Origin of the sequence: Streptomyces sp. NPDC050560, assembly GCF_044457285.1 — a bacterium.
Classification (GTDB): Bacteria; Actinomycetota; Actinomycetes; order Streptomycetales; family Streptomycetaceae; genus Streptomyces.
On the sequence record NZ_JBITGT010000007.1, the window covers coordinates 15,833 to 42,292 of the forward strand.

21 protein-coding genes, 1 tRNA gene and 1 riboswitch are annotated in these 26,460 nt (G+C 74.0%); of the genes, 8 read left to right on the forward strand and 14 right to left on the reverse strand.

The genetic code is table 11. The features are described 5' to 3' along the window. Positions 1–841 precede the first annotated feature (841 nt). The 4 genes from ACIBIW_RS16985 (at position 842) to ACIBIW_RS17000 (ending at position 5,799) form a co-directional block, all read left to right on the forward strand. Positions 842–2,263, forward strand: a complete 1,422-nt coding sequence (locus tag ACIBIW_RS16985; RefSeq protein WP_399336768.1) for an MFS transporter — start codon at positions 842–844, stop codon at positions 2,261–2,263. 110 nt (positions 2,264–2,373) lie between these two features. Further along, positions 2,374–3,621, forward strand: coding sequence for an L-2-hydroxyglutarate oxidase (gene lhgO / locus ACIBIW_RS16990; RefSeq protein ID WP_399337597.1), 1,248 nt, complete (start codon positions 2,374–2,376; stop codon positions 3,619–3,621). Positions 3,622–3,861: 240 nt separating this feature from the next. Next, positions 3,862–4,581 carry a tRNA (guanosine(46)-N7)-methyltransferase TrmB gene (trmB, locus tag ACIBIW_RS16995; RefSeq protein WP_399337599.1) on the forward strand — a complete coding sequence of 240 codons (720 nt, stop codon included), beginning with the start codon at positions 3,862–3,864 and terminating at the stop codon, positions 4,579–4,581. A 93-nt stretch (positions 4,582–4,674) separates the two neighbouring features. After that, on the forward strand, positions 4,675–5,799 hold the full coding sequence (locus tag ACIBIW_RS17000; RefSeq protein WP_399336770.1) for a PrsW family intramembrane metalloprotease: 1,125 nt from the start codon (positions 4,675–4,677) through the stop codon (positions 5,797–5,799). Here ACIBIW_RS17000 and ACIBIW_RS17005 read toward each other — a convergent pair. The 9 genes from ACIBIW_RS17005 to ACIBIW_RS17045 form a co-directional block, all read right to left on the reverse strand. Beyond that, positions 5,710–6,654: an aldo/keto reductase gene (locus tag ACIBIW_RS17005; protein WP_399336772.1), complete on the reverse strand. Its 945-nt coding sequence runs from the start codon at positions 6,652–6,654 to the stop codon at positions 5,710–5,712. The genes ACIBIW_RS17000 and ACIBIW_RS17005 overlap by 90 nt on opposite strands. A 104-nt stretch (positions 6,655–6,758) precedes the next feature. Further along, on the reverse strand, positions 6,759–7,082 hold the full coding sequence (cutA, locus tag ACIBIW_RS17010) for a divalent-cation tolerance protein CutA (RefSeq protein ID WP_399336774.1): 324 nt from the start codon (positions 7,080–7,082) through the stop codon (positions 6,759–6,761). 266 nt (positions 7,083–7,348) lie between these two features. After that, complete coding sequence (locus ACIBIW_RS17015) at positions 7,349–8,503, reverse strand: M23 family metallopeptidase (RefSeq protein WP_399336776.1); 1,155 nt, start codon at positions 8,501–8,503, stop codon at positions 7,349–7,351. An 11-nt stretch (positions 8,504–8,514) separates the two neighbouring features. Then, positions 8,515–8,656, reverse strand: a riboswitch (cyclic di-AMP (ydaO/yuaA leader). A gap of 266 nt (positions 8,657–8,922) precedes the next feature. After that, the gene (locus ACIBIW_RS17020) at positions 8,923–10,140 is read right to left on the reverse strand and encodes a PP2C family protein-serine/threonine phosphatase (RefSeq protein ID WP_399336779.1); all 1,218 of its coding nucleotides are present in this window, start codon (positions 10,138–10,140) and stop codon (positions 8,923–8,925) included. A gap of 164 nt (positions 10,141–10,304) precedes the next feature. Next, positions 10,305–10,378 (reverse strand) — tRNA-Met (locus ACIBIW_RS17025). Positions 10,379–10,450: 72 nt separating this feature from the next. Further along, complete coding sequence (locus ACIBIW_RS17030) at positions 10,451–11,017, reverse strand: GNAT family N-acetyltransferase (RefSeq protein ID WP_399336781.1); 567 nt, start codon at positions 11,015–11,017, stop codon at positions 10,451–10,453. A gap of 98 nt (positions 11,018–11,115) precedes the next feature. Continuing rightward, positions 11,116–12,348 (reverse strand): alginate lyase family protein, encoded by a 1,233-nt coding sequence (locus ACIBIW_RS17035; RefSeq protein ID WP_399336784.1) that lies wholly within the window; start codon positions 12,346–12,348, stop codon positions 11,116–11,118. A gap of 680 nt (positions 12,349–13,028) precedes the next feature. Beyond that, positions 13,029–14,831, reverse strand: a complete 1,803-nt coding sequence (locus tag ACIBIW_RS17040; RefSeq protein WP_399336786.1) for an aromatic amino acid lyase — start codon at positions 14,829–14,831, stop codon at positions 13,029–13,031. 162 nt (positions 14,832–14,993) lie between these two features. Further along, positions 14,994–15,929 carry an ABC transporter substrate-binding protein gene (locus ACIBIW_RS17045; RefSeq protein ID WP_399336788.1) on the reverse strand — a complete coding sequence of 312 codons (936 nt, stop codon included), beginning with the start codon at positions 15,927–15,929 and terminating at the stop codon, positions 14,994–14,996. A gap of 737 nt (positions 15,930–16,666) precedes the next feature. Between ACIBIW_RS17045 and ACIBIW_RS17050 the strand changes: the two genes are divergently transcribed. The 4 genes from ACIBIW_RS17050 to ACIBIW_RS17065 all read left to right on the forward strand — a co-directional run bounded on the left by ACIBIW_RS17050 (position 16,667) and on the right by ACIBIW_RS17065 (position 21,709). After that, positions 16,667–19,654: an ATP-binding protein gene (locus ACIBIW_RS17050; protein WP_399336790.1), complete on the forward strand. Its 2,988-nt coding sequence runs from the start codon at positions 16,667–16,669 to the stop codon at positions 19,652–19,654. Further along, positions 19,651–20,130 (forward strand): roadblock/LC7 domain-containing protein, encoded by a 480-nt coding sequence (locus ACIBIW_RS17055; RefSeq protein ID WP_399336792.1) that lies wholly within the window; start codon positions 19,651–19,653, stop codon positions 20,128–20,130. The genes ACIBIW_RS17050 and ACIBIW_RS17055 overlap by 4 nt, the downstream gene beginning before the upstream one ends. 600 nt (positions 20,131–20,730) lie before the next feature. Next, the gene (locus tag ACIBIW_RS17060; protein WP_399337601.1) at positions 20,731–21,111 is read left to right on the forward strand and encodes a DUF742 domain-containing protein; all 381 of its coding nucleotides are present in this window, start codon (positions 20,731–20,733) and stop codon (positions 21,109–21,111) included. A gap of 70 nt (positions 21,112–21,181) precedes the next feature. Beyond that, positions 21,182–21,709, forward strand: coding sequence for a GTP-binding protein (locus tag ACIBIW_RS17065; RefSeq protein ID WP_399337603.1), 528 nt, complete (start codon positions 21,182–21,184; stop codon positions 21,707–21,709). A 106-nt stretch (positions 21,710–21,815) separates the two neighbouring features. Here ACIBIW_RS17065 and ACIBIW_RS17070 read toward each other — a convergent pair whose 3' ends face one another. The 5 genes from ACIBIW_RS17070 to ACIBIW_RS17090 all read right to left on the reverse strand — a co-directional run bounded on the left by ACIBIW_RS17070 (position 21,816) and on the right by ACIBIW_RS17090 (position 26,460). Further along, positions 21,816–22,487 carry an ABC transporter permease gene (locus ACIBIW_RS17070; protein WP_399336794.1) on the reverse strand — a complete coding sequence of 224 codons (672 nt, stop codon included), beginning with the start codon at positions 22,485–22,487 and terminating at the stop codon, positions 21,816–21,818. Beyond that, positions 22,484–23,209, reverse strand: a complete 726-nt coding sequence (locus ACIBIW_RS17075; RefSeq protein WP_399336796.1) for an ABC transporter permease — start codon at positions 23,207–23,209, stop codon at positions 22,484–22,486. Before ACIBIW_RS17075 ends, ACIBIW_RS17070 begins: the two co-directional genes overlap by 4 nt. Next, entirely contained in the window at positions 23,206–24,369 is a 1,164-nt protein-coding gene (locus ACIBIW_RS17080) for an ABC transporter ATP-binding protein (protein WP_399336798.1), read from the reverse strand. Before ACIBIW_RS17080 ends, ACIBIW_RS17075 begins: the two co-directional genes overlap by 4 nt. A 589-nt stretch (positions 24,370–24,958) precedes the next feature. Next, entirely contained in the window at positions 24,959–25,378 is a 420-nt protein-coding gene (locus ACIBIW_RS17085; protein WP_399336800.1) for a molybdopterin-binding protein, read from the reverse strand. Positions 25,379–25,818: 440 nt separating this feature from the next. Beyond that, positions 25,819–26,460 (reverse strand): TetR/AcrR family transcriptional regulator, encoded by a 642-nt coding sequence (locus ACIBIW_RS17090; protein ID WP_399336802.1) that lies wholly within the window; start codon positions 26,458–26,460, stop codon positions 25,819–25,821.

Consider the following 26,460-nt stretch of genomic DNA (forward strand, 5'->3'; position numbering starts at 1 on the left):
CCGGGGCCCCGCGGGGCGTCGACGGGGCCCTGACGGAGGGTGTGCGGCGGCCGCGCGGGGCCGCCGCGGGGTACCGGGCGGGGGCGCCGGGCGGAGGGATCGCACCGTAGGCGAAGGGCGACCGAAACGCGCGGCGGCGCCGCCTTGGAAACGGGGCGTGACGGGGCCTCAGTGGCCGGTGTGGCGGCGGCGCGAGGGCCCGCGCGGCGGCAACGTCGCCGAAAAGCGCGGTAATTGGTCCGAAAAGAGCCTTCTATGGCCGTTCATTGGCATTCTGCCGGGTACCGGGAGGAACGTTCCCGCCCTCCCGGCCCTGCCGGAGCCGCCGGCGCGTAGGCGGATTTCGGCCAATTCGGCCAGGATGAAGGGGCGTTGCCGACCCCTTCCCCACGGGCGGACCATCCTCACAGTCCGGGAGGCGTCATTCGCCTCCCGGACCGGTCCGCCGCCCGCGGGGATGAAGGCGGCGGTGTCCCCCAGCCCACTGGACCCAGTACAGCGGGCCGACCCACGCGTCACCCATGGAAGCGACCCCGCCCCCCGGGCAGAAGAGCGCACGGCCGGGCGCACGGCCACACGCCCGGAGCACGGCGCGCCGGGTCCGCACTGCCGTGCGGGCAACAATCTCGCCATCCGGAACTATGCCTCTTAACGCTTGGGATGCGCCGAACTACGCTGGGTGTGCCCGTGTTTTCGCGGTGGCATATACCCCGGGGCTCGGCCAGACGCTCTTGCGGCCCGCGCGCCGGAGAGCCACGGCCCGCGCGCCGGGGGGCGGCCGGGGGGACAGGGGCCCGAATGCCGCCAGCGCGGCGGCGGCCGTCTGTGCCGAGGGGGGCGCATGTCCAGGGAGCAACGCGGGCCGAACGAGAAGCTCGGCGCCGTTCTCGCCCTCGCGGGAATCAGCAACGCGGGACTCGCGCGAAGGGTCAACGACCTCGGGGCCCAGCGGGGCCTGACGCTCCGCTACGACAAGACCTCGGTGGCCAGGTGGGTTTCCAAGGGCATGGTGCCGCAGGGCGCCGCGCCCCATCTGATAGCGGCCGCCATCGGGCAGAAGCTCGGCAGGCCCGTGCCGCTCCACGAGATCGGCCTCGCGGACGCCGACCCCGCGCCCGAGGTCGGCCTCGCCTTCCCGCGCGACGTGGCGGCGGCCGTCAGGTCCGCCACCGAGCTGTACCGCCTCGACCTCGCGGGACGGCGCGCGGGCGGCGGCGGCATCTGGCAGTCCCTGGCGGGCTCCTTCGCCGTCAGCGCGTACGCCACGCCCGCCTCGCGCTGGCTCATAACGCCCGCGGACAGCTCCGTCGCACGCGACGCGGGGCACGGCGACGGCGGCTCCCGGATGCGCGTCGGCCACAGCGACGTGCAGAAGCTGCGGGAGGCCGCGCAGGACGCGCGCCGCTGGGACTCCAAGTACGGCGGCGGCGACTGGCGCTCCTCGATGGTCCCCGAGTGCCTGCGGGTGGAGGCGGCACCGCTGCTGCTCGGCTCGTACTCCGACGAGGTCGGGCGCGCGCTGTTCGGCGCGAGCGCGGAGCTGACCAGGCTCGCCGGGTGGATGGCGTTCGACACCGGCCAGCAGGAGGCCGCCCAGCGGTACTACATCCAGGCCCTCAGGCTCGCGCGCGCCGCGGCCGACGTCCCGCTCGGCGGCTACGTCCTCGCGTCGATGTCCCTCCAGGCCACCTACCGCGGCTTCGGCGACGAGGGCGTCGACCTCGCCCAGGCCGCCCTGGAGCGCAACCGCGGCCTCGCCACCGCGCGCACCATGAGCTTCTTCAGCCTCATCGAGGCGCGCGCGCACGCGCGTACCGGCGACGCGCAGGCCGCGGGGGCCGCGCTGCGGGCCGCCGAGGGCTGGCTCGAACGGTCGCGGGACGGCGACAACGACCCGGCCTGGCTCGGCTTCTACTCGTACGACCGCTTCGCCGCCGACGCCGCCGAGTGCTACCGGGACCTGAAGGCGCCACGGCAGGTGCGCCGCTTCACCGAGCAGGCACTGTCCAAACCCACCGAGGAGTACGTGCGCTCGCACGGCCTCAGGCTGATCGTGTCCGCCGTCGCCGAGCTGGAGTCGGGCAACCTGGACGCCGCCTGCGAGCAGGGCGTGCGGGCGGTCGAGGTGGCCGGGCGGATATCGTCCGCGCGCACCACGGAGTACGTACGCGACCTGCTGCACCGCCTGGAGCCGTACGGCGACGAACCCCGGGTGGTGGAGCTGCGCGAGCGCGCGCGCCCCCTCCTGATGTCACCCGCCTGACCTTTCCCCGCCCGCCACGTTTACGCGCTGTGTCAGTGGCGCAGTGCACTATCGGTAGGCGGGTGGCCGAGCGGAAGGTGGCGCATGTGGAAGGGACGACGCCCACGGCGGTGACCACGGGCCGCACGCGCACGGCCGCCGCCGGTGCCCGCGGTGCGCACCGGGCGGACTGCGACGTGCTGGTGGTCGGCGGCGGCATCATCGGCCTGTCGACGGCGTACGCCCTCAGCCGCGCCGCGCCGGGCACCCGTGTCACCGTGCTGGAGAAGGAGCCGGGCCCCGCGCGCCACCAGACCGGGCGCAACAGCGGCGTCATCCACAGCGGCATCTACTACCGGCCCGGCTCGCTCAAGGCGCGCTACGCGGTCGAGGGCGCCGCCGAGATGCGCAAGTTCTGCGCCGAGTACGGCATCCCGCACGCCCTCACCGGCAAGCTGATCGTCGCCACCGAGCACGCCGAGCTGCCCAGACTGCACGCCCTGGTCCAGCGCGGCAGGCAGCACGGCATCCCCGTCCGCGAACTCGGCCCCGCGCAGATCGCCGAGTACGAGCCCGAGGTCAGGGGGCTCGCCGCGATCCACGTCGGCACCACGGGCATCGCCGACTACCGCGAGGTCGCCCGCCGCCTCGCCGCCGCCTCTGGCGCCGAGATCCGCTACGGCGCCCGGGTCACGCGCATGGACCGCCGCCCCGCGCGCGGCGTCGCCGCCCGCACGGAGCGCGGCGAGGTGATACGCGGCCGGGTCCTGGTCAACTGCGCGGGGCTGCACTGCGACGAGATCGCCCGGCTCGCCGGCGACGACCCGGCGGTACGCATCGTCCCCTTCCGCGGCGAGTACTACGAGCTGGCCCGCCCCGACCTGGTACGCGGCCTGGTCTACCCGGTGCCGGACCCGGCGTTCCCGTTCCTCGGCGTCCACCTCACGCGCGGCGTCGACGGCGGTGTGCACGTCGGCCCCAACGCGGTCCCCGCGCTCGCCCGCGAGGGCTACCGCCGCGCCACGCTGAACGCCCGCGACCTCGCCGGGACCCTCGCCTGGCCGGGCTCCTGGCACCTCGCCCGCCGCCACTGGCGCTACGGCGCCGGGGAGATACGGCGCTCGCTGTCCCGGCAGGAGTTCGCACGCGCGGTGCGGCGGCTGCTGCCCGCGGTGACCGCCGCCGACCTACGGCCCGCGCCCGCCGGGGTGCGCGCCCAGGCGGTGCTGCGGGACGGCACCCTGGTCGACGACTTCCTGATCCGCGAGTCCGCGCGCACCGTCCACGTCCTCAACGCGCCCTCCCCCGCGGCGACGGCGTCCCTCCCGATCGGCCGCGAGATCGCCCGCAGGGCGCTGCGGGCACTCGCCGAGGGCTGACGGCCTGACGGCCGGACCCGCCACGGGGCTTCGCGGGGGCGGCGGCGCGCGGGGGCTGCGGGGGCGGAGGCTCCGGGACCGGGGCCTCGCGGGCGCGGCGGCGGGCCGGAGGGGGGTCCGCTCCGGGGCCGCGGCGCGGGGCACGAGGGGATGTCGTACCGGCTCCGTAGAATCGGGGTGAGTACACCCGCCCCCCGTCCCGAGAGCACGAAGGTCATGACCACGCCCGAGCGGAAGCGCATGTTCCCCCAGGGCACCGGCCCTTCCCCCGCCACCTCGCCAGGTGGCCCGCACCGCCCCATCCGCAGCTTCCAGACCCGCAGGAGCCGTATCACCTCGGGCCAGGCCCAGGCGCTGCGGCGGCTCTGGCCGCGCTGGGGCGTCGATATCGACGGCTCACCGCTCGACCCCGACGCGCTCTTCGAGGGGCGCCCCGTGGTCCTGGAGATCGGCTTCGGGATGGGCGAGACGACCGCGCGGATGGCCGCCGCGGACCCCGGCACCGGCATCCTCGCCGTCGACGTGCACACCCCGGGCCAGGGCCATCTGCTGCATCTCGCGGAGCGGGACGGGCTGACCAACATCCGTATCGCCAACGGGGACGCCCACATCCTGCTGCGCGACATGCTGCCCGAGCGCTGCCTCGACGGGGTGCGGATCTTCTTCCCCGACCCCTGGCCCAAGACCCGCCACCAGAAGCGCCGGCTGGTGCAGCCCGGGTTCCTCACCCTGCTCGCGCCCCGGATGAAACCGGGCGCCCTGCTGCACTGCGCCACCGACTGGGAGCCGTACGCCGAGCACATGCTCGACGTGCTGGACGCGCACCCGGACTTCACCAACACCCGCCCGGAAGGCGGCTACGCCCCCCGCCCCGCCTTCCGCCCCGTCACCCGCTTCGAACGCCAGGGCATCGCCAAGGGCCACACGGTCCGCGACCTGCTCTTCCACCGCACCGCGTGACGCAAAGTTCCGCACCGTTAGACGCGTTACGGCCATCCGGCGGCACGGGAGGCACCGTCGCGGTGGCCGGGGGTGGTGGCTAGGGTCGAGGGTGTGGCAGCAAGTCCGTCCGTGCCGGCGCGTTCGCCGCGTTACGCGGGCATCCGCGCGCCCCGGCCCCGCGGCCGGGGCCGCGCCGTGCGGCTCGGGGTGGTGGCGGGGGTGCTCGCGCTGTGCGGGCTGCTCGTCCTCGGCATGGTCAGACAGCGCACCGGCACCGGGGGCTTCCTCGTCGGACTCGGGCTCGCCGCGCTGCCGGTGGGGCCGCTCGTCGCGGTCTTCGGCAGGCTCGGAGGACCGGCGCGGCCCCCGTGGCGGCTGCTGATGTTCGCGCTGGCGTGGGGCGGCTGCGCGGCGGCGCTGATCGCGATGGCGGCCAACTCCTTCGCCGCGCGCGCCGTCGCCGCCGTCGGCTCGTCGGGCGTCGTCGGTACGGCGCTGGTGGCCCCGGTGGTCGAGGAGTGCGCCAAGGCGGGCGCGCTGGTGCTGCTGCTGGTCTTCCGCCGCCGCGCACTCGGCGGTGTGCTCGGCGGCGCGGTGGTGGCGGGGGTGACCGCCACCGGGTTCGCGTTCACGGAGAACGTGCTCTACCTCGGCGACGCGTTCGGCAACGACCGGCTCACCGGGGAGCGGTGGCTGCACTCCCTGACCCTGGCCACGTTCCTCGTCAGGATCGGCATGGGGCTCTTCGCGCACCCGCTGTTCACGGTCGTCACCGCGCTCGGCCTCGGTGCGGCGGCGCGCCCCGCCGCGCGCCGTGCGCGCGGGCGGGTGCGCGCCGCCCGGCTGCTCGCGCCCGCGGGACTGCTCGCGGCGGTGGGTCTGCACGCGCTGTGGAACGGCTCGCCCCGGCTCGGCGGCTTCCCGCTGGTGTACGGGGCCGCGATGGTGCCGGTGTTCCTGGGGACCGCGGGCTGCTGCCTGTGGCTGCGGCGGCGCTGCGTGGCAAGGACATGGACACCGCACGACGAGCGGCACGCGCAGCCACCACCCGCCGGCACGGACACAGGCACGGGCACCGGCACCGGCACAAGCACCACCGGCGCAGAAACAGGCACCGGCACCCGTACCGGCGGCACCGGCGGAGCCCTACGCGGAGGCCGTGTCGAGGGCGGCGGTCTCGTCGGCGGTGAGGGTCATTTCCACGCCCGCGAGCAGCGGCGGCAGTTGGGCGAGTGACCTGGCGCTGGCGATCGGCGCCGTGACGGTGGGGCGGGTCAGCAGCCAGGCGAGCGCCACCGAGGCGGGCTCGGCGCCATGGGCCTTCGCGACCGCGTCGAGGGCGTCGAGCACCCGGATGCCGCGCTCGGTCTCCAGCAGCTTGGCCGCGCTCCCCGAGCGCCGGCTGTCGACGGTGACGCCGGGACGGTATTTGCCTGTAAGGAAGCCGGCGGCGAGGGCGAAGTAGGGGGCGACGGCGAGGCCCGCGTCCCGCGCCACGTCGAGCAGCGGGCCCTCGTAGCTGTCGCGTGCCACCAGGTTGTACTGCGGCTGGAGCACCGTGTACGGGGTGAGGCCCTCGCGCCCGGCGAAGTCCAGGGACGCCCGCAGCCGCTCCGGGCTGATGTTGGAGGCGGCGACCGCTCGTACCTTCCCGGCCCTGACCAGCTCGTCCAGGGTGCTGACGATGGACTCGACCGGCACCGACTCGTCGTCGCGGTGCGTGTAGTAGAGGTCGATGTGGTCGGTGCCGAGGCGGCGCAGCGACGCGTCGACCGCGCCCCTGATGGTGTCGGGGGCGAGGCCCTTGTAGTCGGGGTGGGAGCCCGCCTTGGTGGCGACGACCACGTCGGAGCGGTTGCCGCGGGCGGCAAGCCACTCGCCGATGACGGTCTCGGACTCACCGCCCGAGTTGCCCTCGATCCAGGCGGTGTAGACGTCGGCGGTGTCGACGAAATTGCCGCCGGCCTCGGTGTAGGCGTCGAGGACGGCGAAGGAGGTGGCCCGGTCCGCGGTCCAGCCGAAGACGTTGCCGCCCAGGCAGAGCGGGTGGACTTCGAGCCCCGATGAACCCAGCTTGCGAAGAGGAGACATAAGGAGCCGCAACCCCGCGCGGCACCCGGATATTCCCCGCGCCGCGCTCCCGGGACGAGGGCGCGGCTCCCCGCGCGCCGCCCCTCACTCCCGTGCCGCCCCCCTCACTCCCCCACCGTCTCCGCGCTCACCCACGCCAGGTAGTCGGCGCCGCCGTGGGTGACGGGGGTGGCGATGATCTCCGGGGTCTCATAGTCGTGGGTGGCGCGGATGTGGGCTTCGAGTGCGGGGTAGCGGTCCTCGGTCGTCTTGTAGAGGACGCGCCACTCCTGGTCGGTGTGTACGGCACCCTCCCAGCGGTAGACGCTGGTGACCGGCCCGTCGATCTGGGCGCAGGCGGCGACCCGTGCGGCCACCGCGGTGGTCGCCAGGTGTCCGGCCTTCTCGGCGGTGTCGGTGGTCGTGAGCACGGTCAGGTAAGCGGGCACGTGGCCTCCCTCGGTGGCGTCTGCGGGGACGGTATCCCGGCGGTCGGCCACGGGGCCCTGTCGGTGCCGTGGAGGACAGCCCGGCAGCTCTGGCGTCGGGGGGGTGTCGCCAGAGCTGCCGGTGTTCGGGGGCGCACGCGGGCGGCGCGGCGCGGGGCGGGTCCGGGTGGTCCGCGGTGGGGCGTGGCCCTGCGGTGTGCCCGGGGTGCCCGCGCGCGGGCCCGTCGTGCGGGGGCGGGCCCGGTGGGTCCGCCGTCAGGCGCGTACTACGGCTTCAGACCGTGGGCGAGGAGCCACGGGGCGGGGTCCACCGCCGAGCCGCCGCCCGGGTGGACCTCCAGGTGGAGGTGGGGGCCCGTCACGTTCCCCGTGGCGCCGACCCGCCCGATGACCTGGCCGGTGGTGACCTTCTGGCCGACGCTCACCGAGATCGAGGACTGGTGGCAGAACCACAGCTCGGTGCCGTCGTCGAGTTCCAGCACCGTGCGGTAGCCGTAGGAGCCGGACCAGCCGGCCTCCTTGACGGTGGCCGAGTGGACGGCCTTGAGGGGCGTGCCGGTGGGGGCCGCGAAGTCGAGTCCCGTGTGGTAGCCGGAGGACCACATGGAGCCGCCGTCGCCGAAGCGCGAGGTGATGGTGTAGGAGGCGACGGGGAGGGTGAACTGCTTGGCCAGTTTGGCCAGCCGCTCCTCCTCCGCCTTCTTCTTGGCGGCCTTCTCTGCCTTGTCCTTCTCGGCGGCGGCCTCGGACTCGGCCTTCTTCGCCGCCGCCTCCGACGCCTTCTTGACCGCGGCGCGCTCCGCCGCGTCGGCGGCGGCCCTGGCCTGGTCCTCCTGCTCCTGGGCCTGCTTGAGTATGCGCTCGCGCAGCGCCTCGCCCGCGCTCGTCGCGCCCTGGCGGACGTCGGCGCGGCTGACGCCGATGCCGGAGAGGGGCGCCGCCTGCTCCTGGCCGCCGGACTTGTCGCCGTCGCTGAGGAGCGAGCCGACTCCGGGGAGGGACTTGGCCGCGGGGAGCGCGTCCTTGACCGCGGAGAGGTCGGGTACGGAGATGTGTACGGGGGGCTTGCCGCCCTGCGCGCTGGCGATGCCGCCCGCGCCGACGGCGGCGATGACGCCGACGCCGAGGACCGTGGAGCTGCGGGCGAGGCCGCCGCGCTGCTTGATGACGCGGTGTCTGCCCCGGTTGGAGCGCAGCGTCTCCTCGGTGGGATTCCACTCCTCCCAGGGTCCTTCGTCGCCGCCGGGGCCGGGCACCGTACGGGGCGCGGACGCCGGGCCGAAGTCGGCGAATTCGCCGAAGTCACCGTCCAGGGAGCTGACAACGGTGTCAGTACCTTCGTGGACACCGTCGTGTCCGTTACCGCCGAAGAGGTCTCTGGGTGCGTACGAGCCTTCGGGAGCAGGCCGATTGGACGCCACGGAGGCGCGCTCCTTTCCTTCCTTCTCGCCTACCGGGTTAGCTGACGGGTTCGGAGCAGGAAGGTCTCCTACGGGCCCCTTCACGGAAGGACGCCCGATTCACCCCAATTGGTGGTTCCCCGGTTCCCTTGCGGGATTCGGCGCTTGCGCACGGAGCCGTCTCTGGTGACGGCTGGGACGACCGCGCTGCGTTATCGAACGTTAATAGAAGCCCCGCCCGGATTCCAAGCCGTTCCGGGTCTTCATTAGGGGAACACCCTGAGGCCAAATCGGGTGCCAGGGGACGGAATCGGGCGAGTCGGGGCCGGGTTTGCCAATCCATTGCACGCCCCGGCGGTTAAACCGGCCCTGACAGGCCGTCAGTCGCGCTGCGCACGGCGCTCGGCCGGTCACCCGCCGTCACTTCCGGGAGCCGCCGGTCACGGGCCGCGCCAGGGGCGGCGTATCGCGAGGAGTGCCATGTCGTCGGTGGTGCGCTGGCCCGTGTGGCGTCTGACCTCGGTGGTGAGGGTGGCCAGGAGCGCCTGGGGGCCCTGGAAGACGCGGCCCCTGAGGCGCTGGACGGGGTCGTAGAAGACGCCGTGCCGGTCGCGGGCCTCGGTGAGGCCGTCGGTGAACAGCAGCAGCATCGCCCCGCGGTGGAACTCGTTCTCCTGGGCGTGGTCGGGCCAGGCGCCGAGGTCCATGCCGAGCGGGAGGGCGGCGGGGGCGCCGGAGATCTCGCTGAGCCGGCCGTCGGGTTCGAGCAGCAGCGGCAGCGGGTGGCCGCGGTTGACGACGCGTACGACGTCGTGCCCGTAGGGGATCTCCGCGATGACGGCGGTGGCGAAGCCCTCCGAGTACTCCATGCCGCGCCCCCGTCTGACGGCCTCGCGCGCGAGCGCGCGGTCGAGGCGCTGCGCCACCGCCTCCAGGGTGCTCTCGTGCTCGGCGGCCTCCCGGAAGGCGCCGATGACGATGGACACGGCGCCGACCGCCCCCGTGCCCTTGCCGCGTACGTCCCCGACGATGAGGCGCACGCCGTGCGGGGTGTCCTGGACCGCGTAGAGGTCGCCGCCGATGAGGGCGTCGGCCTGGGCCGCCTCGTAGTGGGCGGCGACGTCGAGGCCGCCGATGCTGTGCGCGGGCGAGGGCAGCAGGGCGAGCTGGACCGCCTCGGCGATGCCGCGCGCGGAGGCGAGGAGTTCCTGGCCGTGCCGGACGACGCCGTTGGTGATGAGCGCGAACATGGCGATGACCGCGCAGGTGATGAGGTCGGTGACGCCGTCGACCTTGCCGACGTTGTCGTCCTTGAGGTGCAGCGACAGGACGCCGAGCACGGTGACGAGTGCGGTGAGGGCGGTGCCGGTGAAGGAGTAGAACGGGGCCGCGATGAGCATGGCGGCGGCGAACATCGGCAGGGCGCTGAAGCGCGGAGGCAGCAGCAGGTCGTAGAAGACCCCGGCGACGATGCAGACGGTCGGCACGGCCCTGACGAAGATCCGCAGGGCGGTGATCTGCCGGGTGGAGAGGGTGGTGCGGGTGGTGCGGGTGGTCGCCGTGTCGGTCTCCGCGGGGCGCTCATCGACGGCCCCGCCGTGCCCGTCGCGCGGGGCGTCGGAGGGTTCCTCGCCGCCACCGGGTCCTGCCTGCCCCACGGGTCGTCTCCTGCCGCCGCGTCTCACCGCACCCGTCCAGCCTGCTGCCGGTGGCGTACGGACGCGAGTCGGCGGGGGCCTTCCGGGGGCCGCCCCGGGCGTGGACCGGGATGAGGGGAAACGGCGAAGGGCCGGGGCGTGCGCCCCGGCCCTCGGCCGTTCAGTAGCGGGGACAGGATTTGAACCTGCGACCTCTGGGTTATGAGCCCAGCGAGCTACCGAGCTGCTCCACCCCGCGTCGGTGAGACCAGTCTACGGCATCCCGGGAGGCCCCGGCGCCACGCCCGCGTCCGGGGGCGGCCGCGGGCCCTCAGGCGGTCGGTGCGGCGTTCGCCGGGACCTCGAAGACGGTCTCCAGGCCGTCCTCGTCGTCCCACTGCTCTCCGACCTCGACGAACCCGAACCCGGCGATCGTCGCGAGCGAGGCGGTGTTGTCGGGGCTGATAGTGGCGCGCACCACGGTGACCGAGGGCTCGGCCGCGGCCCTGCGCAGCAGCTCGACCAGGGCGGCGCGGGCGTATCCCCTGCGGCGGAACGCGGGGTCGACCGAGTAGCCGATCTCCACCATGCCCCGCGCGTCCGGCGGCCCGTGGAACCCGGCGTGCCCGACGACGAGCCCGCCGTCCCCGACCACCGCCTGCCGCGCCATCCACCGGGCCCGCCCGGGGTCGGCGGCCATCTGGCCGAGCCGGTACCGCCAGAGCCCGCGGGCCCTGGCGGTGAGGAAGTACGGGGTCAGGGCGGCCCCCGCGGCGGCGCTCGCGGTGGCGAGGTCCCCGTCGAGCAGGGCGGTCATCGCCGCACCCGACACCTCGGCGAAGCTGATCCGCCGGGGGCTCGCGGGCCGCGGCGGGCCGGCGTCTCGTTCGTCTGTCACAGGGCGCATGGTCGTGCGGCGCCGGGGCCGTGTCCACCGGATTTCGACGGGTTGCGGTGGGCCGCGGCGGAGGCGGGCCCGTGGGTGGCGGCGGGGTGTCACGCCCCGGGGTTGTCGTCGTGGGTGAGGGTCTCCCAGGCGACGAAGAGGTCGTCGGTGCCCTCGGGGCGGGTCTTCGCGGCCAGCTTCTCCGTCTCGGGCAGCGAGACCCCGGCCCGGTTCTTGAGATGGTTCAGCGGGACCTCGACGTCCGGGCCCATGGTGCGCTCCACCTTGCCGCCGCACAGCCGGGCGGGCGCCTTCGCGCCGAGCTGGTAGCGGGCGTGGAACTCCAGGGCGGCGGCGAGCCTGTCCTTGACGCCGGAGTAGAGGTCGACGCCCTGGTGCCAGGCGGTCTCGGCGATGTGTCCCGTGGCGGCGAGCGAGTAGCCGACGTGCATGAAGTTGCGGCAGGACTCCTGTGCGAGGCCGTCGGTGAAGGTGTCCTGGCCGAACCAGTACTTCCTGATCTCGTCGGGGGTGCGCGAGGAGCTGCCGGGCACCGTCTTGGGGAGCTTCCCGTCCGAGGAGAGGTAGAAGTACGCGGGCACGCGCGCGCGGAAGCGGTCGAGTGCGCGGTCGAACGCGTCGTGGTCGTCGAGGAAGACAGCGATCCCGACGGCCGCGTCGGTCATGGCGAGGTCCCAGTTGCCGTTGTAGTCCGGCACCGGCTTGGTGACCTCGGGCTGGTAGGCGGTACGGAGCATGGCGGCGAAGCGGTCGACGCGCGCGCGGGGCCAGCCGGCCCCGGTGTGCCGCACGATCTCGGCCGCGCGCGCCCAGGTGGAGCCCGACCAGGCGGCCTGGAGGCCCGCGTTGCCGTCGGTGTGCCTGCGCACCCGCGCCGACCAGGCGTCCATGATCTCCTCGGCCTTGGCGGCGTGCGCCTTCTCGCGCGTGATGTACCACAGGAGCGCCTGGGTGTACGCGGCCACGGCGTCCTCGCGCTCCTCGACACAGCCGTGCCCCGGCCTGGTGTCCGGGGGGCACTGCACGGTGGTGAAGGGGTTCGCGCGGTAGTCGAGGGCGCCGTACTTGCTGTCGCGCATGGTGAGGTAGGCGCGCAGCCAGGGCTGCTTGCCGTCGTCGACACGGTCCCTGACGGTGTCGAGCTGGTCCTTGCTGAGGAGGACCCCCGGGTGGTTGAAGCCGCCGTCGTCCGGTCTCGCCTGGGCCATGGCGTGGCCGCCGCCGACCATGCCGCACGAGGCCGTCAGGGCCATCAGCAGCGGCCCAAGCAGCACACAGACCGCCGTGCGCACCCGGCGTGTCCGCCGCCGCACTGGACTCATCGCTCTCCACCTCCGCTTGAAGCACCCGGGCTCCGCTTGAAGCACCTGGGCTCCGCTTGAAGCACCCGGGGGGCGCTCCCCTTGGCGCTCCCCGCAGCCTCGCCCGCGGACGGGCACGCCGCAGGATCTGTTGCGCCGCACGTGGCCCCGCTGGTCCGAAACGGTGAACGGGCGGCGCGCGGGGCGCCGTACGCGTGCGGCGGGTGGGGCGCGCGGGGGGCGACGGGCGGCGGGCGCGCGCGTTCACACCCCGTGTGAACAAGACGCACATGCTGGTGCGCCGCGCACGCTCCCGGGGCGGGGCGGGCGGCGCTGGACTGGGTGGTCCGACCCGCGTCGGACCAACGGCGCCGGCGCGGCGGGGGGTCCTGCCATTCCCTGCCCTCGGCACGGTGCCCCCCGGTCGGCCCGGCCGGTGGTCATGTCTGCCCGCCGCGCCGGGGACGGACTCCCGGTGCCGAGCATCCGTGGGCGCGGCCTCGGCCTGGCCCATCGGCACCGGGGTCCGCACGTCGGGCACCGGGCGCCGGTGGCCCTCCGGCCCCGGTGTCCCCGGCTCCGGCGGCCCGCGCGGGCCCCGGGGTCCGGTTCGGTCGGGCAGGCCGGACTCGCCGGGCGAGGCGTTGCCCGCCGCGCGGGAGGCCGCCCGACGGCTCGGCGCTGCGCGCACGCGGCGCGGGTCAGTACGCGGCCAGCTCCTCCAGCATCCCGGCCGCGGTCGCCGCGTCCGCGGTGAGGGGGCGGTCGGACATGTCCGGGTCGAGGGCCGAGGCCGCCGCGCGGTAGGCGGAGGCGGCGGGCGCGGACGCCGGGAGCCCGCCGCCGCGCTGCCGCAGCGCCCGTACCGCGCACAGCAGCTCGCAGCCCAGCACCAGGCGGTACGCGTCCAGCGCGCGCAGGGCCTTGCGGGCGGCCTGGGTGGCGAAGCTCGCCATCTCCTCGACGCCCTGCGCCACCACCGCGTGGGTGAGGGAGGCGGGGGTGGCGCACGCCTGAACCTCGGCGAGGGCGGCGTGGGCGCTGTGCTCCAGGATCATCACCCCGGAGGCGGCAGGGGCGCCGTCCGCGAGGAAGTGGTGCAGACCCGTCAGGTCGGCGCGGCCGAGCGCGAGGAGGCGTGCGGCGGAACCGCGCGCGGTCTGGAGCAGCGCAAGGCAGAGCTGGTCGAGGGCGAGCGCGAGCGGCGCCTCGTAGAAGCCCCCGTGGTGGTAGGCGGTGGCGGTGCCCTCCGGGCCCTCCGCGCTGATCAGGGGGTTCTCGGCGGCGGCGTTGAGGTCGACGGCGAGGGTGCGCTCCAGCGCGGCGCGCGCTTCGAGTGCGGGGCCGTGCAGTTGGGGGAAGCAGCGGAAGGCGAACGGGTCCTGGACGCGCCCGGCGGGCGGCGCGGGGCGCTCGGGGGCGTCGAGCAGCCGGCGGATCTCGGCGGCGGCGTGGACGGAGCCGGGGTGCGGCCTCGCCTGGTGCACCGGGGCCGCGTACGCCTCGTAGGACCCGCCGACGGCGGCCAGCGCGAGGGCGGCCACGGTGTGCGCGGCGCGCAGCAGGACACCGAGGTCGTAGCAGAACAGGGCGCTCTGGCCGAGCGTCAGGGCGTTGCTGCTGAGCAGCGCGAGCGCGTCGCCCGGCTCCAGTACGAGCGCGGCGGGCGCGCGCCCCGAGGGGACCCGGGGCCTGCGCCGCCCGCCGCCCGGCGCCACCGCTCCCGGCTCCCACGCCCCGAGCCCACCACCGGGCCCACCGCCGGACGCACCGCCGGGCGGGGCCCCGCGCTCGCCGCCACCGACCCCCGGCGCCACCCGCCCGGCACCACCACCGGCGCCCGTACCGCCGACCGCACCCGTACCCGTCTCCGCGCCCGCGCCCCTCACGGGCCCCGCTCCGCGCCCCCCGTCCGGCTCGGGGCGAGCGGTGGGTGCCGGGCGCTCGGGGGCCGTCCCTGCCGCCTCGTCCGGGTGGCGTCCCGCCGCGTACTGGTCGTCGCCGAGCCACGGCTCCCTGCCGATGAGGGTGAGGCCGGTCTGGGCGAGGGCGGTCAGGTCGCCGGTGCCGATGCCGCCGTACTCGTTCACCCGGGGGTGGACGCCCGCCCGCAGCGCCTCCGCGAGCGCGAGCACCACCGCGGGGCGCAGTCCCGAGCCGCCCGCGAGCAGTTGGTTGGCCCGTACCGCGAGCATCGCCCGGATCTGGCGCGCGGGCAGCGGGGCGCCGATGCCGCCCGCGTGGCTGCGCAGCAGCCGCAGGTCGTGCGCGGCGGGGTCGAGGTCGGTGACCTCCATGCCGCGGTTGGCGCCGACGCCGGTGCTCCTGCCGTACACGCGGCCGGTCAGCCGCCTGGCGAGGCCGCGCCCGCGTTCCGCGACGGTGAGCGCGGCCGGGTCCACGAGCGGCTGCGCGCGGCCGTCGGCGAGTCGGGCGACCCGCTCGGCGTCGAGCGTGCGGCCGTCCAGGACCACCGGGGTGTCGTAGCCGAGGTCGAGCGACATTCCGTGCCTCCTGGGGTACGGGACCCGCGTGTGCGGGGCCGGTGGAAACGACCGGCCGCGCGGGGCGGGACTCGTCCCCCGCGGCCGCGGTGGCGCCGGGGCAGGAAGCCCCCGGTGGGAGCGGTGCGCGGACCGCTCCCACCGGGGAAGGTAAGGGGAGGGTCAGGACAGCCCCTTGTCCTTCAGCCAGCCGCTCGCCACTTCGAGCGGGTCCTTGCGCTCGTTCTGCACGTCGGCGAGCAGGCCCTGCAACTCCTCCGTGGTGAGCTTGGCGGAGACCGCGTCGAGCGCGTCGACGCCCTTCTGGCTGAGCCCCGACTTGTAGGCGAGCGGTACGACGTTCGCGAAGCCGAAGAGGCTCTTGTCGTCCTGGAGGACGACGAACTTGTTGGTCTTGATGCTGGCGTCGGTGGTGAAGACGTCACCGACCTGGATCTTGTTGTCCTTGAGGGCGGCCACGGTCAGCGGGCCGCCCGCGTCCAGCGCCTTGAAGGTCTTGAACTTCAGCCCGTACACCGACTCAAGGCCCTTGAGGCCCTGCTGCCTGGTCTGGAACTCGGGCGAGCCGCCGATCACCAGGCCGGAGGCGGCGTCCTTGAGGTCGCCGACCGTCGACTGGGCGGTCAAGTTGAGCTTCTTTGCGGTCTCGGCGTTGAGCGTGAGCGAGTCCTTGTCCTGCGCCGGCGAGGCGTCGAGGAGCGTCAGCTTGGGGTCGAGCTTGTCCTTGACCCCCTGGTTGGTCTCGTCCTCGGTCTTGGGCGTGGCCTTCGCGTCCAGGTACGCGAGCAGGGAGCCGTTGTACTCCGGCATCACCGTCAGCGAACCGCTCTTGATCAGGCCGTACGTGGTCTCGCGGCTGCCGATGTTCGGCTTGTACTCGACCTTGAGGCCCTTGGCCTTCAGCGCCTCCCCGTAGATGTCGCCGAGCAGGATGCTCTCGGGGAAGTTGTTGGAGCCGACCACCACCGTGCCCTTGTCGGCGGTGTCGTCCTTCAGTGGGTCCGAGGAGCCGTCGCCCCCGGAGTCCCCGGAGCCGCACCCCGCGAGGGTCGCCATCAGGACGACGGCGGCCGCGAGGACGCGCTTGTTGGTACTCATGGTTCCGGTCACGATCCAATCCAGACTCAGAGGCGGTGGTCTCAGGCACGGTGGTGCGGCACTGCACCGGTGCGCGGCGCCGCACGGTGGTGCGGCGCAGCACTGGTGGTCGATCCAAACCAGTGGCGGAAGGAGGAGTCAAGGCTGTTCCTGTTACCGTCCGGGATCGATCCACTTCCCCGTGTGAGAGATCCCGGCGCGCCTTGCGATCAACACAAGCTGGTTCAGGCGGAATTCCCGCTGTTGCCTACCAAAAAGCCGCCCTCACCCCGGGTCTGCCGCTAGGGTCTGCCAACCGGACAACGGCGTCCGCGGCCTCGTATCCGTTCCGTAATCATGCGCCCCGCGTGCGTCACCGCCGCGTTCCGATGGCATGCTTCGGACCGGGGGCGCGCCGGGCGGCGGACTCGATCCCGCGAGCCAGCACCACCCCCGAGGGGGCACCGCTACCCGCGGACTGCACCTTTTTTGCTAAGTGTCACTGCCGACACGCCTATTGTCCGAGTCGGGTCTGTCACATCGACTACACCGATGGCGCAAGGCAGACCAGAATGCGTCTCGCACGCCCGGCGTACGCCGGAGCCAGGCGCACGCGCACCACCCGGGCACCGCCACCCCGGCGCCCCGCACCACCCGCACCACCCGCACCGCACTGCGCACCACCGCACCACCCGCACGGAACGCACCACGCACGGTCACGCCCGCAGTACGAAGCACAGTCCAGTCGAGGAGGCTTGGTGCCAGCGCACAGGAAGGACCCGCCGCGCAAAGACGCGCCGCCCGCGGATGAACCCCAGCCACAGGGGCTCAAACGGGCGGGCGCGTTTCTCGACCGCTGGCCGTTCCGGCGCAAGGTCAACGTGCTGGTCGTGGTGCCGGTGCTCGTCGTCGCCGGCCTGCTCGGATACGGCGTCAACAACCAGATATCCAGCGCCCGCACCGCGGGCGACACCGCGCGGCTGACCCGGGACAGCGTCCAGGTGGCCAGGCTCATCGACGACGTACAGGCCGAGCACCGGCAGGCCGTGCTCGTCTCGCTGCACTACGAGGCGGCGGGCACGACCGACTCAGGCGCCGTGCTCCCGTCGAACGAGCGCCCCGACACGACCGCGTTCACCGCCGCCCAACGGGCCGTCACCAAGCAGGTGCAGGCGGTCCGCGACGCCTTCGGCGACCGGCTGCCGCCGGGCGAGAACGACGCGATACGCGAGATCGGGTCGCTCGACACGCTCCGCGACGGGGTCGCCGACGGGCCGATGCCCGCCGACAACCTCGACCCCGCCTACTCCCGGATCGTGGACGCCCTCATCGACGGGCTCGACCTGGAGAACCAGCCGGGCGGCGCCGCGGGCGGCTCGGTCCCCGCGCAGCTCGACGCGCTGCTGCGCGCCGACATCGCGCACGCGTCGTTCGAGACCAGCGTGTTCGCCGCGTCGACCGGCGACCCCAACGCGCTCAACGAGTTCACCATCGCGGTCGGCCAGTTCGAGCAGTACACGCTCCAGGCGGCGCGGTTCACCAAGTACGCGACGCCGAGCCAGTCCTACGAGCTGTCCAGGATCGAGCACGGCGCGGACGCGGGCAACGTCCAGCGGTTCTACGCCTCGCTCAGCATCGACCCCGGCAACCAGGTCTCCGAGGGCCCGGCGCAGGTGCGCGCGGGTCTTGAGGAATCCCTGCGCGACGCGCCCACGTACGAGCGGCAGGCCGCGAGCCGGCTGAAGATCGCCCAGTCGCTGATCGGGCAGATAGCCGACAGCACCGAGGACGCCTCCCACACGGCCTGGTGGCAGGCGGGACAGCTCGTCGGCGTGGCGCTGCTCGCCTTCGCCGTCTGGCTGCTGTTCTCGGTGCTCGCCCGCCGCTCCGTGCTGCGCGCGGTACGGCGGCTGACCGGCGCCGCCCGCGGGGTCGCCGACGCCACCGGCAAGGAGCTGGCGCGCATCACCGACGACGAGGCGCAGGACACCGGGCCGCCCCGGCTGCCCGCCGTGCCGATCCCGGTGCACGACGAGATCGGCGAACTGGCCGAGGCGTTCAACCAGGTGCAGGAGACCGCGACCGCGCTCCTCGAACGCCAGGTGCTCAGCCGCCGCAACATCGCGGAGATGTTCGGCAACGTCGGCCGCAGGGTCAGCAACCTGACCGCCCGCCAGCTCGCCCTGATCGACGCCGTCGAGCGCGGCGAGACCGACGCGGCCGTCCTGGAACGCCTCTACCGGATCGACCACATCGCGGTACGCCTCCAGCGCAACGCGGACAGCCTGATGCTGCTCGCCGGGATCAGGGAGGCCGGGCTCGACGCCAGCCCCTCGCGGCTGAGCACCACGGTGCGCGCCGCGCTCGGCAGGATCGAGGGCTACCAGCGGGTAGTCCCGAGCGCCGACGGCGACGTCACCCTCGCGCCCGACATGGTCGGCGACCTCACCCTGATGCTGGCAGAACTGCTGGAGAACGCGGTCACGTTCTCGCCCGCGAGCAGCCGCGTCGAGGTACGGCTGCTCGCCGTGCCCGGCGGCCGCGGCGCGGTCATCGAGATCGTCGACCACGGCCTGGGCATGAACCCGGAGCGGCTGAACGAGGAGAACGCGCGGCTGGTGCGCCGCGAGCGGCTCGACCTGGTGCCGACCAAGGTGCTGGGCCTCTTCGTGGTCGGCGTGCTCTCCCGCCGCTGGGGCATCACCGTCACGCTGACCCGTACCCCGGGCGGCGGCGTCACCGCCGCGGTGGAGATCCCCTCCGACCACCTGCTGCCCATGGGGCCCGCCACCGAGCCGATCACGGCCCCGAGCCGGCCCGCGGTCGCGGCCGCCCCGGCCCCGCCGCCCCTGGCGCCCCCCGCCCCCGCGTACCACGGCGGACACGAGAGCGGGCCGCAGCGCCCGCAGCAGCCGCAGTGGGGCCAGGACGACGAGCCGCGCGCCCCCGAGGCCCCGGCGGGCCCGCGGGTGCCGCAGTGGGCGCAGCAGAACGCCGCGGCCGCGCACCAGGGCCCCGGCGGGGGATACCAGGGCACCGACCCCGGCGGACACCAGGGCACCGCGGCGCCGCAGGGCCCGGGCGGGCACCAGGGCTTCGGCGGCCACCAGGGTCCCGGCGGGCACCAGGGAGCCGGGCCCGAGCCCGAGCGGTACCGGGGCCACGGCGAGCGCCCCCCGGCGCTGCCGCGCCGCACACCGGCCGCCGAGCAGCACTCCAGGCCCCCGTACGCCCAGGAGCGCCCCCGGGGCGGTCCCGGCACCCGCCCCGCGGGCGCGCCGCAGCAGGGCGGCGGTGCGCCGCAGCGCCCCGCGTCGGACGGCCGGGACGCGCCCCGGCCGCTGAAGCGCAGGGTGCGCGGCGCGACGCTGGCGGCGACCAACGCGTCCAGCATGCTCAGCCCGGAGCCGAGGCACCAAAGGCCGTCCGTGTGGCGGCCCGCGGACGCCGAGGCGACGCGCTCCGAAATCGACGACTTCGAGGCAGCGGTGGAACGGGCCAGGCGGGACAGCGTCGGAGCGGAGCCGCGCTGGGCGGTACGGGACCAGGCGGGCCATCCCGGTGGCACGGGGCAGGCGGCGACGCCTCCTCCGTCGCTCCCGCGACGCCAGCCGCCCCCGGACCACCCATCACAGGCGAACCGGCCGTCCCAGGCAACGAATCCGCAACGGAACGGGCCGAACATGCGGCCGTTCCCGCCCTCGTCCTCATCCTCGGACTCATCCTCGGAAGGTGTGAACCAGTGACCACGTGGGCAAATGGCAACCCCTCAGGACCGCCGCCCGGACCGCACGACCTGCGGGCCGCGGCGCACGACTTCAACTGGCTGCTCAACAGGTTCGCCACGGAGACGGCGGGCGTGGTGGACGCGATCGGCGTGTCCTCCGACGGCCTGCTGATCGCGGTGTCCCGGCTGAGCCCCCACGCGGACTCGGAGCGCCTCGCGGCCATCGTGTCGGGGCTCACCAGCCTCGCCATGGGCGCCTCCGGCAACTACGGCCTCGGCGGGCTCAACAAGGTCATCATCGACCTGGAGCACGGCCATCTGCTCGTCTCCGCGATCGGCGCGGGCGCGGTACTCGGCGTGGTCGCCTCCAAGGAGGCCAAGCTCGGCAACATCGCGTACGAGATGACGCTCTTCGCCAACCGCGCGGGCTCCGCGCTCAGCCCCCAGCTCGTGATGGAGCTGAAGAACACGGTCGGCAGGGCGATCGCGGAATGACCGGCGCGGCGAGAGCCGACGGACGCGACGCGGTGACGAGGGGAGGTCGTGATGGCACCGGGTGAGTCAGGGCCGCGCGGGGCCGCGCGGCACGACGGCGGGCCCCCCGCCGTGGGCGCCGGCGGACCTGGGAGCGGTTTCGGACAGGGCCCCGGCTTCGGCTCGGGCGCGGGATTCGGCGGCGGCACCGGCTTCGGGGAGGGCGCCGGTTTCGGCGACGGCAACGGGTTCGGACGGTCGGCCGGCGCCTTCGGCGCGGGACACCCGGGATTCGGCCACGATCACGCGGGGCCCGAGCACGGCGCACCGGGGCACGGCGAGGGGTACGACCGCGACCACGAGCCCTTCGGAGGGGACGCCCACGGCGGCCCGTACGGACACGAGGGCTTCGGCCACGGCCCGTACGACCGCGACGGCGGCCCCTACGAACCCGGCGGCCCCTACGACGACGGGGTCTTCGACCACGGACCCTACGAGCGCCCAGGGAACGGTCCCGGGGGCTTCGGCGACGGCGGCTTCGGGACCCCGGGCGGGTCCCGGGGCGAAGGAGCCGGAGCCGGCGGGCCGCAGGGCAACCGGGCGGGCGGGGAGGACGCCTCGGTGGCGCCCGCCTCGGCCGTGCGGCCGTTCCTGCTGACCTCGGGGAGGGTGGCAGGCGGTGCGGGCCTGGTGCGCCCGATCCCCGTGGAAACCCAGGTGGTGGCGACCGAGGACGGGCTCGCAGCGCTCGACTCCTTCGCCTTCGAGCACCGCGACATCGTGGGTGCCTGCCGCACGCCCCAGTCCCTCGCGGAGGTCGCCGCGAAGCTGAGGCTGCATCTCAATGTGATACGGGTACTGGCCGACGATCTGCGCGCCGACGGACAGCTGACCCTCTACATCCCGGGAGCGGAGAGCGCCCGGGACGTCTCCGTACTTCGAAGGGTTATCGATGGTCTCCGCGCCGTTCCCGACTCACGGGGCCTCGTCCGTGACAGCTGACACCCGGGGCTACCCCGTACCGGAGGACGAGCCCCGCGAGGCGCCCGACCGGCCACCGCTGCCGGTCAAGATGGTGATCGCGGGCGGCTTCGGCGTCGGCAAGACGACGACCGTGGCGTCCATATCAGAGATAGAGCCACTCACCACCGAGGCGTCCATCACCTCGGTGGCCGCCGGGGTCGACGACCTCTCGCACACCCCGACCAAGACCACCACCACCGTGGCCATGGACTTCGGCTGTGTCACCCTCGACCCCACGCTGAAGCTCTACCTGTTCGGCACGCCGGGCCAGGAGCGCTTCGGCTTCATGTGGGACGACCTGGTGGAGGGCGCGCTCGGCGGCCTCGTCATCGTGGACACCCGCCGCCTGGACGACTGCTACGCGGCGGTGGACTACTTCGAGCACCGGGACATCCCGTTCGCGGTGGCCGTCAACACCTTCGACGGCGTGCTCGAACACGACCTCAACGAGGTCCGCTGGGCGCTCGACGTCCGCGAGCAGATCCCGCTGACCGTCTTCGACGCGCGCGAGCGCGGCTCCGTACGGGACGCGCTGCTCGTGGTGCTGGAGTACGCCCTCGCCCGCGCGGGCGGGTGACGAAGGCCCCTCGGAGGCCCTGCGCACGCGGTGACCGTGCGCGCAGGGTCCCCGAGGGGCCTCGCACTGCCGACTGCCGAGGCCCCGGGTCTTTTGAAGACGCTCCCTAGCGGCGGTCGCCCCGCACCCCTGGCGACACCGCCTGGCGCGCCACCGCCCAGAACAGCACGAGCACCAGCAGCGCGAGCACCGCGGTGAGGGTGGCGCCGCCCACGACCTTCTCGTAGTTGCGCTGGTAGAGCCCGTCGACGATGTACCGTCCCACGCCGCCGAGGCTCACGTACGCCGCGATGGTCGCCGTCGACACGATCTGGATGGCCGCCGACCTGAGGCCGCTGAGGATGAGCGGCAGCGCCACCGGAAGCTCCACCTGGAAGAGGATCTTCGCGGGCTCCATGCCCATGCCCCTGGCCGCGTCCACCGGCGCCGGGTCGACGCTGCGCACCGCCTCGTACGTGGTCACGAGGATCGGTGGGATCGCCAGCACCACCAGCGGGATCATCACCGGGATGGTGCTCAGCCCGATCAGTACGAACATCAGCACGAGCAGGCCGAAGCTGGGCAGCGCGCGGGCCGCGGTCGCCACGAACGCGAGCACGTTGCCGCCGCGCCCCGTGTGCCCGGTGACCAGGCCGACGGGCAGGCCGATCGCGGCGGCGATACCGAGCGCGGCGCCCGAGTAGCCGAGGTGCTGGACGACCCGCGAGGGGATGCCGTCGTAGCCGTGCCAGTGGGCGGAGTCGCTGAAGAACTGCCTGATGAAGTCGAGGATGTTCACAGCGCACGCTCCCCCGCCGCCGCGGCGGTCATGGGCTCGGGTTCCTTGGCGGCGGCGCGCGCGGCGCGGGCCGCGGCGCGGGCGCTCCTCGGCTGCCACGGGGTCAGCAGCTTGCGCAGCAGTACGAGCAGCGCGTCCGCGAGCACCGCGAGGACGGCCGTGGTGATGACGCTGCTCCAGGCCAGGATCGGCCGGTGGTAGAACATCGCGTCGGCCAGCAGGTTGCCGAGCGCCCCCTGGTTGCCGATGAGGGTGCCGACGCTGACGAGGCTGATGCTGGACACGGTCGCCACCCGCAGGCCCGCGATGACCGCGGGCACCGCGATGGGCAGTTCCACCGTGAGGTAGCGGCGCATCGGCCCGATGCCCATGGCGATCGCCGCCGCCTTGGTCTCCTCGGGCACGGAGCGCACCCCGTCCACGATCGCCGGCACCAGCACCACCAGGCTGTACAGGGCCAGCGGGATCATCACGGTGATCTCGCTCTGCCCGGTGTAGTCGATGAGCACGACGAACAGCGCGAGCGACGGCACCGCGTACAGCACGGTGGTGACCCACAGCACCGGCGGGTACAGCCAGCGGAAGCGCACACAGAGCTGGCTGACCGGCAGCGCCACCACGAGTCCGACGAGCACCGGGATCAGCGCCTCCTCCAGATGCCATCCGATGAGGCCCAGATAGCTGTGCTGGAGGTCGCTCGGCATGTCGAAGAAGCCGTTCACTTCCCGACTCCCGCCTTGGCGAACGGGGGCCCGTCGACGGGCCCGCCACCACCGCCGCCGAGGTCGCGCTCCGCGTGCGCGGCGCGGATCGCGGTGGCGACGGTCTCCTGGGACGCCACGCCGACGACGCTGCCGGTGCGGTCCACGCCGATCGCCCAGCCGGTCGGCGAGAGCACCGCACAGTCGAGGGCGACCCTGAGCGAGTCGCGCCCGAACTCGAAGGTCTGCCCCGGCGGCAGCAGCGTCTTCTCGCCCTCGGTCCACCCGGCCGGCTCCGCCCAGCCGAGCGGCTTCCCGTCCACGTCGGTGACCAGCACGTACGGCACGTCGGGGCGCACGCGCGCGGCGACCTGCTTGGTGGTGGCGTCCTCGGCGACCACGGGCGTGGAGTCCAGGTTGAGCCCCGTGGTGGAGAAGAAGGAGAGGCCGCGTATGCCGCGGTCGGCGCCGAGGAAGTCCGCGACGAAGTCGTCGGCGGGCGCGGAGAGCAGTTCGTCGGGCGGCGCGAACTGGGCGAGCCTGCCGCCGGTGCGCAGCACCGCGACGCGGTCGCCGATGCGGATGGCCTCGTCGATGTCGTGCGTCACGAAGACGATGGCCTTGCCCAGCTCGCCCTGGATGCGCAGCAGCTCCTCCTGGAGGCCGCGGCGCACCACCGGGTCGACGGCGGAGAACGGCTCGTCCATCAGCAGCACCGGCGGGTCGGCGGCGAGCGCCCTCGCCACCCCGACGCGCTGCTGCTGGCCGCCGGAGAGCTGATACGGGTAGCGCTTGGCCATGGCCGGGTCGAGCCCGACGCGCGCCATCAGCTCCGCGGCCCTGTCCCTGGCCCGCTGCCGCGACCAGCCGAGCAGCCGGGGCACGGTGGCTATGTTGTCGACGACGGTACGGTGCTGGAAGAGCCCCGCGTTCTGGATCACGTACCCCATCGATCTGCGGAGCGCGTTCACCGGCTGCTGCTGGAGGTCCTTGCCGTCCAGCAGGATGCGGCCCGCGCTGGGCTCGATCATCCGGTTGATCATGCGGAGCGTGGTGGTCTTCCCACAGCCGGACGGTCCCACAAGGACGGTGATCGAGCGGTCGGGTATGTCGAGCGACAGGCGGTCGACGGCGACGGTGCCGTCCGGATACCGCTTGCTGACTTCTTCGATGGTTATCACGGCGCCGAACACCCCTCGGGCTGGCGGAACGGTTTGGGCTTTGCGGCTTTTGGGCTTTCAAGCAGCCATGCATACCGGCATGAGTGGGCAAGTCTAGAACGCCCGTGCCCCGGGTTCTGTGGAGGGAGTGTTTCGTGATCGCTTATTGACCCGGAGGTCCTGGGTCCGTGATCGGGGGAGTCGGTCTGTTTGAGGGGCGGGTTCCCTCCGGGGGGTGGGGGTGCGTGGGACTTGGGGGCCTGGGGGGCTGTGTGGGGCCGGTGGGTCGGGCTCGGGGGGATTTGTGGGGTTCGGGGTGCTGGGGGCGGGGTGGGGCTGCGTGGGCCGGTGGCTCAGGCTCGAAGATTTGTGGGGTTCGGAGTGCTGGGCCGGGGGTGGGGCTGCGTGGGGCCGGTGGCCCAGGCTCGGGGGAGTTGTCGGGTCCGGGGTGCTGGAGCCCGGGGCCGGGGCTGTGTGGGGTCCGGGGGATCTGGGCCCGGGGGCGGGGCTGTGTGGAATCGGGGGCCTGCGGGGCCCGGGGCCCGGCCCGTGAGTCGGCCGCCTGTGGGACCACCCGCCTGTTGAACCCCGGGCCCACCCGGGGGCTCCCTCACCCTTCCGCCAGCGACACCTCCGTCGACTTCACCAGCGCCACCACCGGGACGCCGACCGCGAGACCGAGGTCGCGGGCCGCGTCGAGGGTGATCACGGCGGTGAGCGCGGCCCCCTCCACGGCCACCCCGACCGAGGCCATGGCCCCGCCCTCGGCCAGCGCGGTGACGGTGCCAGGCAACTGGTTGCGGATGCTGATCCCCTCCAGGGGCCCGGTGGCGAGGGCGACCTCGGTGGCCTTCACCAGCACCCGCACCGCGGACCCCGCGGCAAGACCGAGTTCCGCCGCGCCCTCCCCCGTCACGGCCGCCGTGACCTCCTGGCCCCCGGCCAGCCTGACCTTCACCACCGCCATCACGGCTCCCGTGGTGACGGAGGTGACGGTGCCGGGAATCTGGTTCCGAATACTCAGCCCCATCCCGGCCACCCCACCCATGCGGCTTCCGCCCACACCACCACAACCGCCTCCTCACCGACCAGCACCGAAACATATGGCCCCCACCACGGTGCCTCCGCCGCAACGGGGCCGCTTGCGGCGGGGTTCTGAACGGGTGAGGGGGCGTGGGGCGCGGCCCCATCCACGCTCGAAGCCCAGAACGCCCCTCAGCGGGCGAAGCCCGCACCCCCGGCCCGATGCGCACCCTCTGGCCCCATGCGCGGGCGCGGCCCGCCCCCTTGAGCGGGCGCAGCCCCACCGCCTTTGGCGGGCAATCGTGCCGCAGGGCGGCACGGGTGGACGCACCGGTGCGCTCTCGAAGCCACGCTCTCCACCAGGCTCCGTAAGCCCTCGCCCACAAAAAGAAACCGATGCGCTCTCGAAGCTGCCCTCCCCGCCAGGCCCCGTAAGCCCCCCCACCCCTACGAACCGCCCAGAACCAGCGGCACCTCCCCCGCCCCAAGCACCACCACTCCCAGCCCCCGCTGCCCCTCCCGCCCCCGTATCCCCTCAAGCACGATCTCCAGATACCGCTCCCACGCATCCCCCCGCACCCCCCGCGTCTGCTCCGCCACATGCGTCAGCATCCGCCACAGCATCGCCAGATCCACGTACTCCAGATCCGCCCGCACCACCCCCGCCTCCTTCGCCCGTACCAGCAGCCGCGAGGCGACCACCGCGAGCCGCCGCCGCGCCGCCACGAACTTGTCGGGCCCCGGCGCCTCGTTCCCGAGCACCTGCCGAAGACCGCTGTCCGACGACGCGTGCAGCGTGAGATCGCGCAGCAGCGCGGTGAGCGCCTGCCAGGGGTCCTCGATCGCGGCGGCCCGCTCGGCCGTCGACACCAGTTCCTCGATCTTGGTGTCGAAGAGCGCCGCTATCAGCGCCCGCTTGTCGGGGAACCGCCGGTAGACGGTGCCCACCCCCACCCCCGCGTGCGCCGCCACGTCGTGGAGCGTCGCGGCGAGGCCACGGGTGGCGAACACCTCCGCGGCAGCGGCCAGGATGCGCTCGCGATTGCGCCGGGCGTCCGCCCTCAGGGGCGCTCTTGCGGGGTCGGTCAT